The organism is Haloferax sp. Atlit-109R (assembly GCF_003665865.1).
GTDB lineage: Archaea > Halobacteriota > Halobacteria > Halobacteriales > Haloferacaceae > Haloferax > Haloferax volcanii.
Genome location: NZ_QPLO01000001.1, coordinates 800,262 through 816,112 on the forward strand (window position 1 = coordinate 800,262; position 15,851 = coordinate 816,112).

Annotated in this window: 18 protein-coding genes; 15 read left to right on the forward strand and 3 right to left on the reverse strand. The window is 68.2% G+C overall.

The genetic code is table 11. The features are described from left to right. The first annotated feature begins 85 nt into the window (after positions 1-85). The 4 genes from DVK03_RS04195 to DVK03_RS04210 all read left to right on the forward strand — a co-directional run bounded on the left by DVK03_RS04195 (position 86) and on the right by DVK03_RS04210 (position 3,505). Positions 86-1,255, forward strand: a complete 1,170-nt coding sequence (locus tag DVK03_RS04195) for a threonine synthase (protein ID WP_115802297.1) — start codon at positions 86-88, stop codon at positions 1,253-1,255. Positions 1,256-1,341: 86 nt separating this feature from the next. Then, positions 1,342-2,037 carry a metal-dependent transcriptional regulator gene (locus DVK03_RS04200; protein WP_004064329.1) on the forward strand — a complete coding sequence of 232 codons (696 nt, stop codon included), beginning with the start codon at positions 1,342-1,344 and terminating at the stop codon, positions 2,035-2,037. Beyond that, a complete protein-coding gene (locus tag DVK03_RS04205; protein WP_004064328.1) occupies positions 2,034-2,735 on the forward strand; it encodes a TMEM165/GDT1 family protein in 702 nt (233 codons plus the stop codon). Before DVK03_RS04200 ends, DVK03_RS04205 begins: the two co-directional genes overlap by 4 nt. 122 nt (positions 2,736-2,857) lie before the next feature. Continuing rightward, on the forward strand, positions 2,858-3,505 hold the full coding sequence (locus tag DVK03_RS04210; protein ID WP_115802719.1) for a LysE family translocator: 648 nt from the start codon (positions 2,858-2,860) through the stop codon (positions 3,503-3,505). Between the two features lie 27 nt (positions 3,506-3,532). On the opposite strand, the gene DVK03_RS04215 is transcribed toward DVK03_RS04210, so the two are convergent. Then, on the reverse strand, positions 3,533-4,405 hold the full coding sequence (locus DVK03_RS04215) for an alpha/beta hydrolase (protein ID WP_008605968.1): 873 nt from the start codon (positions 4,403-4,405) through the stop codon (positions 3,533-3,535). Between the two features lie 201 nt (positions 4,406-4,606). Here DVK03_RS04215 and DVK03_RS04220 point away from each other — a divergent pair, with 201 nt between their 5' ends. The 4 genes from DVK03_RS04220 to DVK03_RS04235 all read left to right on the forward strand — a co-directional run bounded on the left by DVK03_RS04220 (position 4,607) and on the right by DVK03_RS04235 (position 8,119). Next, on the forward strand, positions 4,607-5,653 hold the full coding sequence (locus DVK03_RS04220; protein WP_004044114.1) for an NAD(P)-dependent glycerol-1-phosphate dehydrogenase: 1,047 nt from the start codon (positions 4,607-4,609) through the stop codon (positions 5,651-5,653). Positions 5,654-5,770: 117 nt separating this feature from the next. Continuing rightward, positions 5,771-6,235, forward strand: a complete 465-nt coding sequence (locus DVK03_RS04225; protein ID WP_115802298.1) for a GNAT family N-acetyltransferase — start codon at positions 5,771-5,773, stop codon at positions 6,233-6,235. Positions 6,236-6,313: 78 nt separating this feature from the next. Continuing rightward, positions 6,314-6,955, forward strand: a complete 642-nt coding sequence (locus DVK03_RS04230) for a DUF420 domain-containing protein (protein ID WP_004044113.1) — start codon at positions 6,314-6,316, stop codon at positions 6,953-6,955. A gap of 105 nt (positions 6,956-7,060) precedes the next feature. Beyond that, entirely contained in the window at positions 7,061-8,119 is a 1,059-nt protein-coding gene (locus DVK03_RS04235; RefSeq protein WP_004064325.1) for a glycosyltransferase family 4 protein, read from the forward strand. Between the two features lie 108 nt (positions 8,120-8,227). Here the strand turns inward: DVK03_RS04235 and DVK03_RS04240 are convergent, their stop codons facing one another. After that, positions 8,228-8,851, reverse strand: a complete 624-nt coding sequence (locus tag DVK03_RS04240; protein WP_004044111.1) for a halocyanin domain-containing protein — start codon at positions 8,849-8,851, stop codon at positions 8,228-8,230. Positions 8,852-8,995: 144 nt separating this feature from the next. Beyond that, positions 8,996-10,042, reverse strand: a complete 1,047-nt coding sequence (locus DVK03_RS04245; protein WP_004044110.1) for a M42 family metallopeptidase — start codon at positions 10,040-10,042, stop codon at positions 8,996-8,998. A gap of 151 nt (positions 10,043-10,193) precedes the next feature. Between DVK03_RS04245 and DVK03_RS04250 the strand changes: the two genes are divergently transcribed. The 7 genes from DVK03_RS04250 to DVK03_RS19985 all read left to right on the forward strand — a co-directional run bounded on the left by DVK03_RS04250 (position 10,194) and on the right by DVK03_RS19985 (position 15,844). Next, positions 10,194-10,451: an MTH865 family protein gene (locus tag DVK03_RS04250; RefSeq protein WP_004044109.1), complete on the forward strand. Its 258-nt coding sequence runs from the start codon at positions 10,194-10,196 to the stop codon at positions 10,449-10,451. 13 nt (positions 10,452-10,464) lie between these two features. Further along, complete coding sequence (locus DVK03_RS04255) at positions 10,465-11,187, forward strand: hypothetical protein (RefSeq protein ID WP_115802299.1); 723 nt, start codon at positions 10,465-10,467, stop codon at positions 11,185-11,187. A gap of 39 nt (positions 11,188-11,226) precedes the next feature. Further along, positions 11,227-13,053 carry a S9 family peptidase gene (locus tag DVK03_RS04260; protein WP_008609148.1) on the forward strand — a complete coding sequence of 609 codons (1,827 nt, stop codon included), beginning with the start codon at positions 11,227-11,229 and terminating at the stop codon, positions 13,051-13,053. A gap of 57 nt (positions 13,054-13,110) precedes the next feature. Beyond that, positions 13,111-13,530 (forward strand): cobalamin B12-binding domain-containing protein, encoded by a 420-nt coding sequence (locus DVK03_RS04265; protein ID WP_004044106.1) that lies wholly within the window; start codon positions 13,111-13,113, stop codon positions 13,528-13,530. 2 nt (positions 13,531-13,532) lie between these two features. Then, positions 13,533-14,645 carry a methylmalonyl Co-A mutase-associated GTPase MeaB gene (meaB, locus tag DVK03_RS04270; RefSeq protein ID WP_006600555.1) on the forward strand — a complete coding sequence of 371 codons (1,113 nt, stop codon included), beginning with the start codon at positions 13,533-13,535 and terminating at the stop codon, positions 14,643-14,645. Between the two features lie 87 nt (positions 14,646-14,732). Continuing rightward, positions 14,733-15,659, forward strand: a complete 927-nt coding sequence (locus DVK03_RS04275; protein WP_004044104.1) for an alpha/beta fold hydrolase — start codon at positions 14,733-14,735, stop codon at positions 15,657-15,659. Between the two features lie 41 nt (positions 15,660-15,700). Continuing rightward, entirely contained in the window at positions 15,701-15,844 is a 144-nt protein-coding gene (locus DVK03_RS19985) for a hypothetical protein (RefSeq protein WP_188148174.1), read from the forward strand. Positions 15,845-15,851 lie beyond the last annotated feature (7 nt).

Here is a 15,851-nt window from a genome sequence, read left to right on the forward strand (position 1 = left end):
CTCGGACGGGCGACACAAAGCCGCTACGGGTGGCGGCCATCGACCGACGGGAAGGGCTTAGTCCCTCCCCCCGTAAGCCCCGGCCATGCAGACGTCCGACAGCTTCTCCGGGCTGGTGTGCACGGAGACCGGCGACGAGTACGACGCGGCCGCGACCGGCCCGAGCGACGCCGACGCGCCGCTCGACCCCGCCTACGACCTCGATGCGGTCGAGTGGGACGCCGAGACGCTCGCCGAGCGCCCCTTCGACACGATGTGGCGCTACCGCGAACTGCTCCCCTTCGCGGAGCCGGTGACGGCAAACGAGGGCGCGACGCCCCTCGTCGCGGCCGACGCGCTCGCCGAGGAGGCCGAGGTCGGTTCGCTCCTCATCAAGGACGAGGGCCGCAACCCGACCGGAACGTTCCTCGACCGCGGCTTCTCGCTCGCCGTCACCGCCGCGCGCGAGGCCGACGCCGAGGTCGTCGCGCACGCCTCGCCCGGCAACGGCGCGCAGTCGGCGGCCTCCTACGCGGGCCTCGTGGACGCTCGCTCCTACGGCTTCGTCCCCTCGCGGACGCCGTTCCCGAACAAAGCCATGGTGAACGTCCACGGCGGCCAGATGAAGGTCGTCGGCGGGCGCTACCCCGACGCCCTCTCGGCGCTCCACGAACAGCTCAAAAGCGACTGGTACACCCTACAGGAGTTCGACAACCCCTACCGCCACGACGGCGCGAAGACCATCGCCTACGAGGTCGCAGAGCGCCTCGACTGGTCGGTCCCCGACTGGGTCGTCGTCCCCGTCTCGACCGGCGAACTCGCCTACGGCGTCTACAAGGGCTTTTCCGACCTCGTCGAACTCGGATTGGTCGAGTCGATGCCCAAGCTCGTCGCGGCGCAGTCGGTCGGTTGCTCGCCCGTCGCCACCGCGTGGGAGGCCGACAGCGACACTCACGAGGCGTGGAACCAGCCGGACACCATCGTCGGTGAACTGGAGATTCCCGACCCCACGGGCGGGTCGCTCGCGCTCCGCGCCGTCCGCGAGTCCGGCGGCGCGGCCGTCGCCGTCAGCGACGACGACGCGCTCGAATCCGCCGTCACCGCGGCCCAGACCGCGGGCGTCGAAGTCGGTCCCGCGGGCGGCGTCGCGCTCGCCGGCGCGTGGGAACTCGCGGACGAGTTCGACGAAGACGACACGGTCGTCGTCGTCAACACCGAATCCGGGACGAAGAACGCCGACATCCTCCGCAGCCACCTGATGGGACAGGGCGTCTGAGCGCCCGATTCGGTCGACTGGTCTCCCGCTCGAACCCTCTCGTTACCTCCATCAGACTTTTACTTTAGACGCATCTAATCCGTGGTATGTTGAGCGACGTGATGGAGGACTATCTGAAGGCTATCTACACGCTCCAGATGGAGCAGGGACCGCCGGTTTCGACCTCCGACATCGCGGAGTATCTCGGGAAAACGCCGCCGACCGTGACGAGCATGGTCGGCAAGCTCGAAGAGCGCGGGCTGGTCGACCGCGAGAAGTACAAGGGCGTCGAACTGACCGCGGAGGGCGAGACGGTCGCGCTCGAAGTGCTCCGACACCACCGCCTCTTGGAGGCGTACCTCACCGAACACCTCGACTACTCGTGGAGCGAGGTCCACGACGAGGCCGACGCGCTCGAACACCACATCAGCGAGGAGTTCGAAAAGCGGGTCGCGGCCGCCCTCGGTGAACCCGAGGTCGACCCCCACGGCGACCCCATCCCGAGCGCCGACCTCACGCCCCCGGACTCCTCGGGGCTGTCGGCGCTCTCCGACTGCGAGGTGGGCGACCGCCTCGTCGTCGCCCGCGTCAGCGACCGCGACCCCGCGGAGCTGGAGTATCTCTCCGAGGCGGGCGTCACGCCCGGCACGACCATCGAAGTGACCGATATCGCCCCCTTCGGGATGGTGACGGTCCTCGTCGGCGACGGCGGCCGCGAGCAGAGCCTCCCGGAGTCGGTGGCCCGAACGATTCGCGTCCGACCGCCCGACGAGCCGAGTAACGAGGAGGTGTCGCCCGCGTGACCGGCTGGTGGGAGATTCTCGTCGTCGCGCTCGTCACCCAGCTTGCGGTGCTGCCGGGCGAGAAGGTCCAGTTCATCATCGCGGGGCTGTCGACCCGCTTCGACCCGAAGGTCGTCGTCGCGGCCGCGGGCTCGGCGTTCGCCATCTGGACGGCGCTCGAAATCCTGCTCGGACAGGCGCTCAAGAACGCGCTCCCGCCGGCCGCGCTCGACGCCATCACCGCCGTCCTGTTCGCCACGTTCGCGGTGTTGCTCTACCGCTCCGCGCCCGACGCGTCCGCGGAGAGCGAGGCCGCGACCACCGACGGCGGGGTCTCCGGCCTCGACGACGCGCCGACCGTGTTCGGCCGCGAGCTGTCGACGCAGGGATTCGGCGGTTTCCTCCCCATCTTCGCCATGATGGCCGCCGGCGAGTTCGGTGACAAGACCCAGCTCGTCACCATCGGGCTGGCCGTGCAGTACGGCGCGACCTCGGCCATCTGGGCGGGCGAGATGCTCGCTATCATCCCGGTGAGCATCGCCAACGCGTACTTCTTCCACCGGTTTTCCCACCGGTTCGACACGCGCAAGGCGTACCTCGGCGCGGCCGGCCTGTTCGCCTTCTTCGCCGCCGACACTCTCCTCTCCCTTGCCACCGGATTCTCCGTCTGGGAGACGCTCGTCGGCACCGCCAGCGACGCCGTCCTCGCGCTGTTCTGACCGGCCGCGCGCGCCCCTCGCCGGCCACGACCTCCGCACCGTCGCTTCCGCGCCATTTTTCACGGTATCGCGCCCAAAGGAGAGCCATGTCTACCCTTCTCCCGTCTCTGGGTGCCGGGCTGGTGTTCGGGCTGGCGCTCGCCGCGCCGCCCGGCCCGATGAACGCCGTCATCGCCGAGGAGAGCGTCGTCCGCGGGTGGACCGCGGGCGCTCGCGCCGGCCTCGGCGCGATGAGCGCCGACGCGCTGTTTTTCGTTCTCGCGGCGCTCGGCCTCGTCGCGTTCGTCGAGCAGTTCCCGACGGCGCAGGCCGTCATGGTCGGTGTCGGCGGCGTCCTCATGCTCTACTTCGCCTACGGCGCGGTACAGGAGATGGACACCACGTTCCGCGAGGCCGCCGACCCCGACGAGGACAGCGCGGGCTTCACGAAGGCGTTCGTGCTCGCGCTGACGAACCCCTACCAGATTCTGTTCTGGCTCACCATCGGCGTCGGTCTCTTGGAGACCGGCACCGTCGACGTGCTCGCCCACACGCCGTATCTCGGGGCGTCGCTGGCGAACCTCCTCATCGTGGAGACGGGAAGCCCGGCGCTCATCCTCGGCTTCTTCGGCGGCATCGCGGTCTGGGTGACCGGCTTCCCCGCGGCGCTCGTCGCGGCCGAACAGCGCGTCGACTCCTTCGCGCCGGCCGTCGCCGCCGTCAGCGCCGTCGTCCTCGGCGGCTTCGGCGTCGTCTTCATCTGGGACGCGGTGCGGTCGCTCGTGCTCTGACGCGCGGAAAAATGGGGCCTCGGGTCGCTACATATCGTCGACGATGTCGTCGGCAATCGTGTTCAGGTAGTTGCTGTGGTCGTCGCCGACCTGTTCCTCCACGTCGTGGTCGGTGTAGTTCGCGGGCGGCGTGTCGCCGTCTTCGAGACCCGTCTCGCCGAGGGCCTGGTCGAACTCGATGGCGTTGTACACCCACTGGAGCACGTCGTCGGCCTGGTTGTAGTAGTTGTGAACGTGACCGGTCCGGTCGCGGATGGCCTCGTAGGTAGCCCGTCCCTCTTCCTCGCCGGGGACCTCGTTGTCGGTCGCGGCCCCGAACGGGTGGACGGTCGCCACTTCGTGGCTCGGGTCGGTCCAGTCGCTTCGGCCGTCGAGGGTGCGGAGGGCGCTGAAGACCACCTGTGCGCCGAGCGAATGGCTGGCGAACCGGAGGGTCGCGTCCGGACAGGTCGTCTTGAGGTCGACGGCGAACTGTGCGAGCTTGCGGCCGTTCGCTTGGGCGATGTCCTGCGATTCGCCCCAGCCGTAATCCAGGCCACCGCCCTTGTCGTTGTCCCACGTGTAGCCGACGACCGTGCCGCCGTAGCCGGCGGCGTCGAGTTCGGCGTCGGCCGTCGCTATCTTGTCGAGGGCGGCCGCTTCGGGGTCGTCGCCGTCTTTGTCCCAGCCGTGGACGAACACGGTCAGGTCTGCGGCGCACCCGGCGTCGACGCCGGGCACGTCGCCGGAGGTGTCGTAGCCGCGGGCGGTGTGACCGGACGCGAGCGAGCCGTCGTCGTCGAAGTGGTCGCGCGTCGAGACGTAGGGGACCGACGCGGCGGCCGCGGGGCCGCTTCCGAGGGCCGTGAGTCCGGAGAGCGCTGCTGCTGTCGTCGCGAGAAACTGCCGTCTACGTGCCATGAGTTATCTACCCACTCGTCTGTGGGCACCTTTTCTGCGAGTCGAAATATATTAAATCAAACTACGGTATGCTACGTTGAGATATTGTCCCAACGGTCACCCGAAACCGGACGACTGTCCCGCGGTCGAGATGACGGAACCGACGGCGTTCCGGCCGGCGAGACGAGAAACACTATGAACCGTGGTGGTCGATTCCCGCGTATGTTCGATAAATCGACGTGGATTAAGCTGCCCCGGAACGTGCTTCAGGGCCACGGCGTGCTCGACGACCTCTCGGCCGCGGTCGACGAGCTGTACCTCTCCGGCGACCCGTTTCTCGTCACGAGCCCGTCGCCCGACCGCATCGCCGGCGACCGGGTCCGCGACCAGTTCGACGGCATCACGTCTATCTCGCTCGACCGCGCGAGCTTCGAGTCGGTCGAGCGCGTCGTCGACGCGGCCCGCGAGGCCGACGCGGGCTACCTCATCGCCCTCGGCGGCGGCAAGCCAATCGACGTGGCGAAGATGGCCTCCGACCGCCTCGACTGCGGTTTCATCTCGGTCCCGACGGCGGCGAGCCACGACGGCATCGTCTCGGGTCGGTCGTCGATTCCAGAGGGCGACACCCGCCACTCGGTCGCCGCCGACCCGCCGCTCGCGGTCGTCGCCGACACGGAACTGCTCGCAGAGGCCCCGTGGGAGCTCACGACCGCCGGCTGCGCCGACATCATCTCGAACTACACCGCGGTCAAAGACTGGGAACTCGCCCACCGCCTGAAGAACGTCGAGTACTCCGAGTACGCGGGCGCGCTCTCGCAGATGACCGCCGAGATGCTCGTCGGCAGCGCCGACTCCATCAAACCGGGGCTCGAAGAGTCCGCGTGGATCGTGACGAAGGCGCTCGTCTCCTCGGGCGTCGCCATGTCCATCGCCGGCTCCTCGCGGCCCGCGTCGGGCGCGGAACACCTCTTTTCGCACCAACTCGACCGCATCGCGCCCGGAAGCGCCCTCCACGGCCACCAGGTCGGCGTCGGCTCCATCATGACCGAGTACTTCCACAGCGGCGCGCGCGGCGAGTGGACCGACATCCGCGACGCCCTGTCGACGATGGGCGCGCCGACGACCGCGGACGAACTCGGCATCGACGACGAGACGATTATCGAGGCGCTCACGACCGCCCACGAGATTCGCGACCGCTACACGATTCTCGGCAACGGCGTCAGCGAGGAGGCGGCCATCGAGGCCGCGACCATCACGGGCGTCATCTAAGCCCACCTTTTTAGCCTCGGGTCGCGGAGCGACCGCTCGGCGCAAAAAGTTCGTGTCGCGACGTGGTGGTCTCGGGACCGGGTGAACTCTGAAGGGCGAGCGCCCCGGGCGCACAGTATGGAACTCGTCGAAGCCACCGCAGCGGACCTCGACGCGCTCGTCGAGCGTTGGTATTCACTCGCGAAAGCGATGGAAGCACACGACGAACTGAACGCTCTCGCCGCGGATGTCACCGAAACCGCCGTCGGTGGCTTCCGCGCCCATCTCGATGACGAGGCGGTCACCGACTATCTCGTCGTCCACGAGGGCGAGACAATCGGCTTCGTCACGCTCCACGAGGACCACCACCCGTCCCGGCAGTACGCACAGTCCCTTCGAATCGTGAACCTCGCTGTCGATGACGCGTCCCGGAACCAGGGTTACGGCACGGACATCCTTGCACGAGTGAAAGACATCGCCCGCGACCGAGGGTGCGACCACCTCACGGTCTCCTGTGAATGGCAAAACGAGGATGCACGCCGATTCTACCGTGACGCGGGGTTCCGACCGAAGCAAGTCGACTTCGCACAGCCGCTGGAGTGAGTCGACTCTTGGTGGTACCGCTCTCAAACGCCGTCCGGAACCCGAAGACGGAATACGTCGTCTTCCCAATCCCCGGCCATGGCAACTGCGAGCGCAGACAACCCCCTGAAGGAACACCCCGCGGCCGCGACCGCCGTCCTCTCGGTGGTCGGGTACGCCCTCGTCATCGGGACGTTCCTCGGCGTCGTCCCCGGGAGGGTCTTTCCCGACCTGTCGCTCCCACAGGTGAATCTCCTCTCGGACGCCATCGCCGTCGTGAACACGGTGAACGTCCTCGTCATCGCGGCGGGCTGGCGCTGGATTCGTCGCGACGAGGTCCGGAAGCACGCGGCCGCGATGGTCACGTCGTTCGGCCTCATCCTCGTCTTCCTCGTGATGTATCTCGCGAAAATCGGCGGCGGCGGCACCAAGGAGTTCGTCGGCCCCGCGTTCGCGTACTACCCGTATCTTGCGATGCTGGCGATTCACATCATCCTCTCTATCGTCTCGGTGCCGGTCGTCCTCTACGCGCTCATCCTCGGGATAACCCACTCCGAGCGCGAACTCCGGACCGAGACGCCCCACCGGAAGGTCGGCCGTATCGCGGCCGGCGCGTGGCTCGTCTCGCTCGCCCTCGGCGTCGTGACGTACCTGCTTCTCAACCACGTGTACAGTTGGGAGTACACGGTCACCGCCGTCGAGTCCGCGGGCGCGCTCCTCGCGCCCGTCGTCGGGGTCTGAGGCGCGTCGCCCCGGCGAACCGTTCCCCCGCGGCGCTCCGGTTCCCGGTCGCGTCGCGTCCTCGAAAACTGTGGATTTTTATTGCGCGACGTAGTGGCGGCGAATATGCGAGTCGCGCTCGTCTCGATGTACACGACGCACCACGAGGAGACGGGAGCGACCAGACGGCTCCGACGAACGGCCGAACTCCTCGCCGAGCGCGACCACGAGGTGACGGTGCTCTGTGCGAAGTGGTGGGACGGCGAGGTTGCCGAGTTCAAACAGGACGGGGTGACCTATCACCGCGTGACTGACACGCCCGCCGTCGGCGGCTTCGCCTCCCGCGTCCCCTTCGCCCTCCGCGAGGTCTCACCCGACGTGATTCAGGTCGCGAGCTACCCGCCGTCGCACGTCACGGCGGTCAGGACCGCGGCGCGGTTCCTCCGGACGCCGGTCGTCGCCGACTGGTGGACCCGCGACGACCGCGGCGGCTCGCGGGCCTACCGGCGGGCGGCGAAGTCCCCGAACGCCGTCTTGGTCCCCTCGGAGATGGTCCGCACGCAGGTTCGCGAACTCGGCGCTGCGGTCGATTCGACCCATCTCGTCCCCGAGCCCATCAACATGGACCTCGTCCGGAGCGCAGACGCCGATGAGCGCGCGGACGTGGTGTACGCCCGCGACCTCGACGAGCACGCGAACGTCGAGAGCTTCCTCCTCGCGCTCGCGGAACTCCGCGACAAGGACTGGTCCGCGGTCGTCATCGGCGACGGCCCCGAGCGCTCGACGGCCGAACAGACCGCCCGCGACCTCCGCATCGACGACCGCGTGGAGTTCCTCGGCGAACTCTCCGCGAACGAGGCGGTGCCAATCATGAAGGGCGCGCACGTCTTCGCGCAGACCGCGACGGTCGAGCCCTTCGCGACGAACCTGCTGTGGGCGCTCGCCTGCGGCTGTGTGTCCATCGTCGAGTATCAGGCGCGGTCGTCGGCCCACGAACTCGTCGAGGGGCGCGAGCGCGGGTCGCTCGTCACGAGTCCCCAAGAGCTGGCGGACGAAATCGTCGCCGCCCGCCGGTACGACCACGAGACGGTCGACGACGACTTCGCGCGCTACGACTTCCGACGGGTCATCGAGCAGTACGAATCGGTCTACGAGACCGAGCGCGACGACTACGGCTTCTTCTGAGTCGACCGCCGTGGCGGCTGTCGCGGTGGCGGCCGTCGTGACGGCGACCGAAGTCGGGCGAGCGCGGCCGCTCGCGACTGGCAAAAATCGAGAGGAGTGACGACCGCGTCAGTCCTGGACGTCGTAGTCGCCGCCGTACTTCATGAAGAAGTACGCGAGGCCGAGCGTCGCGATCATCGCGAACGTCGTCGCAACGCCGAGGGACTTCGCGCTGTCGGGGACCTGCGGGCGGCTCGGGCCGCCGCCACCGCCGGTGCTGACGGTCGGCACGTCGCCGCCGACGGCGACCGCGCCGAGCATCCCGAGCGCCTCGTGGGGCACGCAGTGGTACTTCGTGATGCCCGCGTCGCCCTCTTCGAAGGTGTACTCGTAGGTGCTTCCGGCCTCGGAGACGGCCGCGCCGGAGTCGAGCGACGCGCCCTCGCTCGCGACGACGTTGTGGCCGCCGCCCTCGCCGGTCCACTCCCACGTCACGGTCGTGCCGGTGTCTATCCAGACGCCCGCGGGGGAGAACGCGAGTGCGCCGCCGTTACCTTCTGCGCCCACTTCGATGGTGACCTCGCTTTGGCCGCGGAGGTCTTCGTACCCTCCGTCGATGCCGTCGAGGTGGCCGCCGAAGTCCGGTTCTTCCGTCTGCGCCGCGGCCGTGCCGGAAGTGGCGGCGACCGCCGCGCCGCCAGCGGCCGCCCCGAGGAACGCCCGCCGAGACATATCCACGTTGCCGTCGGTCATGTCCGCCGCTTGGTGTGGGCTTGTAGTGAATACTTTGGTTCTCGTCCGCCGGTCGGGGGTGTCGCGCCTCGATATAGGGGGGTGACCCCGCGATGTCGGCCGCGCCGACGAGGGTCGCTTCCGGGCTCGTCTTCCGAGGGTCGCTTACAGCGTGTAGTCGAACTCGCCCGTCTCGCTCTCCAGGAAGGCCGTCAGGAGGTCGATGTAGGCGACCACGTCGTCCTCGTGGACGCTCTCGGTGACGGTGTGGAGGTAGCGCGTCGGCATCGAAATCGCGCCGACGGGCTTCGCGCCGTAGCTGTTCTGGAAGCCGCCGGTGTCGGTGCCGCCCGCGGGGAGCAGTTCCATCTGGTAGGGGATGTCGTCGTCCTCGGCCACGGCGCGGAGGCGGCGGTGGACCTTCGGGTTGGCGATGGCGCTCGAATCCTTGAGCTTGATGCCCGCGCCCGCACCGAGTTTCGTGACGTGGTCGGCGGGGTCGAAGCCGGGCACGTCGTTGGCGACGGTGGTGTCGAGGCCGAGCGCGAGGTCGGGGTCGAGGTCGACGCCGAGCGCCTGCGCGCCGCGGAGGCCGACTTCCTCTTGGACCGTCGCGGCGAAGTGAATCGTCACCTCGGGGTTCTCGATGCGTTTGGCGGCCTCCAGCATGGCGAACAGGCAGACGCGGTCGTCGATGGCCTTCCCCGTCACGTGGTTCCCCATGCGGACGGTCGTCTGTTCCATCGTCACGAGGTCGCCGACGGAGACGGTCTCCTCGACGGTCTCGGCGGGCAGGCCGAGGTCGACGTACACGTCCTCGACCTTCGGCTCCTTCTGCTTCTGTTCTTCCGTCAGCGTGTGCGGGGGAACCGAGCCGATGACGCCCGTGAGGTCTTCGTCTTCCGCGTGGACGGTCACGCGCTGGGCCTTCAGGACGCGAGGGTCCCAGCCGCCGAGGGCGTCGAGTTGCAGGAAGCCCTCGTCGTTGACGTGGCGGACCATGAAGCCGATTTCGTCCATGTGGGCCGCGACGGCGACCTCGTAGTCGCTCTCGCCTTCGATGGTGCCGACGACGTTGCCCATCCCGTCGACCCGGACGGAATCGGTCGTCGCTTCGAGGTCCTCGCGGACGAGCGCGCGGATGCGGTCTTCATAGCCGGGGACGCCGCTGGTCTCGGTAAGCTGCTTCAGGCGGTCGAAGTCGAACTCCATGCGAGTGCATGAATTGCCGGTGTAGATAAGTCCATCAGTCCCGGGCGACCGTGCCGGCACTCGATGGTCCGCCGCGCCGTCTCGGAAGAACTCTAAATATAGTCATTGTTTTTCCGGAACGCTTTTCCAGTTCTCTCCGAAGGTACACCGTATGTCCGATACCGAATCTCAGCTCCGCGAGCAGTTCATGGACGCGTTCGAAAACGCGGATTTCCCCGTGGAAAATCAGATGTCGCTCGTCCCCGCGCTCCCGAACGGTCCGGGCACGAAGTTCAAGACGGACGACGTGACCGTCACGGCGATGGAGCTGGCCGCCAAGCTCGGCAAGCATCAGGATTTCCCGTACGAGGACGCCGAGAGCCTCGTCGACGACATCATCGCCGGCCTCAAGGCCGAAGGCATGATCTGAGTTCGGTCGTCGCGTGACCGAGACGAAACGCGCGCTCTGGGACCGCTTCGTCGACCGCTTCGTCGACGCCGCGGACCCGATTTCACTGTTCGAGACGACCGCCGACGGGACCGTCGACACCATCGCGTACGGTCGCTCCGGTCGGCGGACGCTCCGCCGCGGCGAACGCATGGAGCGGCGGCTCCGCGAGGCCGGCGGCCGCGTCGTCACCGACTACGACCGCCGCGAGGGCCGCTACGAGGGGCTCGTCTACATGATGTACACCCTCGCCGGCGACGAGGTCGTCCCCCGATACCTCGGTAAGTGCGGGAAGTTCGGCGCGTCCGGCACCGACCTCAACAGCAATCTGCGGAACGTCGACACCAACGACGGCAAACTCGCGCGCTGGGGCTACGGGAACTACTACCACTTCGGAGACCTCTCGTCGGCCGCCTTCCGCGACGACGGGCCGGGGAAGTACGACCGCTGGCTGGACGCGCTGTTCGCTTCGACCGACCCGCCGCGGCTCCGCGAGCCGGTGTACTTCTGGGTCGAACCGTGGGCGGTCGGCACGGAGGGGCCGTACCCCGACACGCGGCCGTACCTCGAAGAACTGGAGTACCAACTCATCGGCATCGCCTTCGAACTGTACCCCGAGCGCCTGCTCAACACCGAGGGCGTGCCGACGAACCCCGAGGCGTACGCGAAGATGCGCGGCTGGACCGACCGCGAGGACGCCCGACTCTCTGACTTCTGACACCCAAACCGATTTCTCGCCGCCGGGGCAATTCGAGGTATGCGAACGTACGACATCGAGCGCTACCTGAACATCAGGAGCGCCTACGGCGCGTCCTTTTCGGCCGACGGCGAGCGCCTGTCGTTCCTCATGGACACGACGGGCGTCCCGCAGGTCTGGACGGTCGATTCGCCCGGCGCGTGGCCCGAACAGCGGACCTTCTACGAGGAGCGCGTCACCTTCGCCTCGTGGTCGCCCGAGCGACCCGAACTGGCTTTCGGCATGGACAACGGCGGCAACGAGCGCGCCCAGCTGTTCCGGCTCGAACCCGACACCGGCGTCATCGAGAACCTGACCGAACACCCGGACGCCAAGCACCGCTGGGGCGGCTGGAGCCACGACGGCGAGCGGTTCGCGTTCACCTCGAACCGCCGCGACAACGCCGTCTTCGACGTGTACGTGCAGGCCCGAGACGGGACCGGCACCGACGCCGAACTCGTCCACGAGGGCGACGGCTGGCTCACCGTCGGCGGCTTCTCGCCCGACGACTCGAAGCTCATCGTCCAAGAAGCGTACTCGAACTTCGACCAGGACGTGTCGGTGCTCGACCTCGCCACGGGCGAGTTGACCCACCTCACGCCGCATCAGGGGACGGTCCGCTTCCAGAGCCCCGAGTGGGGTCCCGACGGCGAGAACGTCTACATGGTGACCGACCGCGGGAGCGACACGCTCGAACTCGTCCGCTACGAACTCGCCTCCGGGGAGTTCACCACCGTCGAGACCGGCGGTGACCACGAACTGGACGGTCTCAGCATCGACCGCGACTCGCGCCGACTCGTCTACTCGCGGAACGTCGAGGGCTACACCGAACTCACCTTCGGTGAACTCACCGCGCCCGACCGCATCGACGCGCTCCCCCAACCCGACCTGCCGAACGGCGTCGCCGGCGGCGTCTCGTTCTCCCCGGACGGCGAGCGCGCCGCGGTCACCGTCACCGCCAGCGCCGACACCGCCAACGTCTACGTGGTCGAGTTGGCCACGGGCGACGCCGAAAGGTGGACGCTCGCGGCGACGGCGGGCATCCCCCGCGATACGTTCGTCCCGCCCGAACTCGTCCGGTATCCGACGTTCGACGGCCGCGACATCCCGGCGTTCTTCACGCTCCCCGAGGAGTCGCCGGAAGGGGAGACGCCCGTCATCGTGGACATCCACGGCGGGCCGGAGTCCCAGCGCCGGCCGTCGTTCTCGGCGGTCAAGCAGTACTTCCTCTCGCGGGGGTACGCCTACTTCGAGCCGAACGTCCGCGGGTCGGCGGGCTACGGGAAGGCCTACGGCCACCTCGACGACGTGGAAAAGCGGATGGACTCCGTCGCCGACATCGAGGCCGCCGTCGAGTGGCTCCACGACCACCCGGCGGTCGACCCGGACAAAATCGTCGCCATGGGCGGCTCGTACGGCGGGTTCATGGTGCTCGCGGCGATGACCGAGTACCCCGACCTCTGGGCCGCCGGCGTCGACATCGTCGGCATCGCGAACTTCGTGACGTTCCTCGAAAACACGGGCGACTGGCGGCGCGAACTCCGCGAGGCCGAGTACGGCTCGCTCGAAGACGACCGCGAGTTCCTCGAATCCATCTCGCCCATCAACAACGTCGAGACGATTCGCGCGCCGCTTTTCGTCCTCCACGGCGAAAACGACCCGCGGGTGCCGGTCAGCGAGGCCCACCAACTCGTCGAGGAGGCGAGGGAACACGCCCACGTCCGCGAACTCATCTTCGACGACGAGGGTCACGGCTTTACCAAACTGGAGAACCGCATCGAGGCGTACTCTCAGATAGCAGACTTCCTCGACGAGTACGTCCGGAGCGCGCCCGCCGCGGACGACTGAGGCGGACCTACCTTATTTTCCGTTAGAGTCAAAGCGCGGGACATCGAATCCCCGTCTATGAGCGCGGACTCCGAACAGCGAACGATCCGGTGTCTCATCGCCAAGGTGGGACTGGACGGCCACGACCGCGGCGCACACGTCATCTCTCGCGCCTTCCGCGACGCGGGATTCGAAGTCATCTACTCGGGGTTGCATCGCGCCCCGGACGAAATCATCCAGGCGACGGTCCAAGAGGACGTTGACGTGCTGGGTATCTCCATTCTCTCCGGCGCGCACAACACGCTCGTCCCGAAGGTGATGGCCGGTCTCGAAGAGTACGGCGCGCTCGACGACACGCTCGTCATCGTCGGCGGCATCATCCCCGAAGAGGACCGACCCGGTCTCCTCGAAGAGGGCGTCGACGCCATCTTCGGCCCCGGCACGCCGATGCAGGAGACCATCGACTTCGTGAAGGAACACGCGCCCGAGCGACCGTGACGATGAGTCGGGCGGTCGAATCCGACCTCGTCGAGCGACTCCTCGACGGCGAGCACCGGGCGCTCGCGCGCGCCATCACGAAAATCGAGTCGCAGTCGCCGGGCTACCGGGACATCGTCTCGGAACTCCACGCGCACACGGGCGACGCGTCCGTCGTCGGCATCACGGGCAGTCCGGGGGCCGGCAAATCGACGCTCGTGGACAAACTGGCGAAGTACTACCGCGACCAGGGCGAGACGGTCGGCGTCATCGCCGTGGACCCCTCCTCGCCGTACACCGGCGGGGCCGTCCTCGGCGACCGCATCCGCATGGCCTCGAACGTCGGTGACATGGACGTGTTCTTCCGGTCGATGAGCGCTCGCGGCCAGCTCGGCGGCCTCTCGACCGCCACCGCGGACGCCGTGAAGGCGCTCGACGCCTTCGGGAAAGACCGTATCATCATCGAGACGGTCGGCGCGGGGCAAAACGAGGTGGACGTGGTGAAGACCGCCGACACGGTCGTCGTCCTCGTCCAACCCGGCAGCGGCGACGACGTGCAGATGCTCAAGGCGGGCATCCTCGAAATCGGCGACGTGTTCGTCGTCAACAAGGCCGACATGGAGGGCGCATCGCGTACCGTCGCAGAGTTACAGGAGATGATTCACCTCCGCGACGACCCGCGGGCGAACCTCGATACGGGCCACCACGGGGCCGCGGCGTTCGACGACGGCCACGGCGGCGGTCACGGCGGGCACGCGGACGCGAGCGACGCCGAAAGCGACGCCGAGGGTGACCCATCCAACGCCGACGAACCCCTCGTCTGGACGCCGCAGGTCCTCGAAACCGTCGCCACGACCGGCGAGGGAATCGACGAGTTGGTCGAGACGCTGGACGACCACCGCGACTACCTCGACGCCTCCGGCGAACTGGCCGAGAAGGCCCGAAAACGCGCGGGCGAGGAGATTCGACAGCTCCTCCGAAGCGACGTGAACCGGCTCCTCGAAGCCGAACTCGACCGACGCGGCGGAGTCGAGGAGTTCGCTCAGGCCGTCGTCGAAAAGGAGACCGACCCCTACGCGGTCGCTGAAGACGTGCTCGAACCGCTCCGGGAGTGTCTGGACGACCGAGCCGACTGAGCCGACCGAGGCCAAGACGACGTTTGCCCCGCCCACCATCCCGCCACGGGCGGGCGAATTAAGGCCACCGCGCGCCATCTACGTGACATGAAACTCCGACGAGCCATCGGACTGGCCGCCGCCGGCGTCGGCCTCACCGCCGCGGCCAACGCGGCCCTCTCGAAGCGCGTTGAACCCCTCGAACCGCCGCTGTCCGGGTCGCACGGGACGTATCGCTGGCGCGGCATGGACGTGTCGTACGTCGAGGCCGGGAGCGAAGACGACCCGACGCTCGTCTGCCTCCACGGTATCAACGCCGCGGGGTCGTCCGGCGAGTTCCGCGAGGTGTTTTCGACGCTCGCCGAGGACTACCACGTCGTCGCGCCCGATCTCCCCGGGTTCGGCCTGTCGGACCGCCCGGCGCTGTACTACTCGCCCGCGCTCTACGAGGACTTCGCCGGCGACTTCCTCGCGGAGTACGACGACCCCGCGGTCCTCGCCTCGTCGCTCACCGCGGCCTATGCCGTCGCCGCCGCGGAGCGGGACGACGTGTCCGTCTCGCGGTTCGTCCTCGTCTGCCCCACGTCGCGCGGCGGCCCCGACCCGAAGGAGTGGCTCCGCGAACTCGTCCGCGCGCCGGTCGTCGGCGAGGCGCTGTTCAACGTCGTCGCCTCCCGGCCGTCGATTCGCTACTTCAACGCCGACCACGGCTACTACGACCCCGAGAAGGCCGGCGAGGAGTGGCAGGAGTACGAGTGGCGCACGGCTCATCAGGAGGGCGCGCGCTTCGCGCCGGCGTCGTTCATCTCCGGCTACCTCAACACCGACATCGACCTCGGCGGGGCGCTGGCGGCGCTCGACGTGCCGACGACGCTCGTCTGGGGCCGCGAGAGCGACATCACGCCGCTGAAGCGGGGCCGCGACCTCGCGGACGCCGCGGACTGCACGCTCGTCGTCTTCGACGACGCGATGCTGCTCCCGCACGTCGAGTTCCCGAACGCCTTCGTCGACACCGTCCGCGACGCCCTCGACTGAGCGTCGCGTCCCGACCGCAACACAATCCGTGATTTGAACCGATGCTCGACTCCCTCTCGCTGTTCTCGCTGTTTCTGTACGGAGCCATCGCGCTCCTCGCGGCCGGCTTCTGGGCGTGGCTCCTCGGGTCGTACATCTTCGGCTGGCGCTCGCCGCTGGAGGCCGTGGAGGCGCGCGACGAGTAAGTGGCCG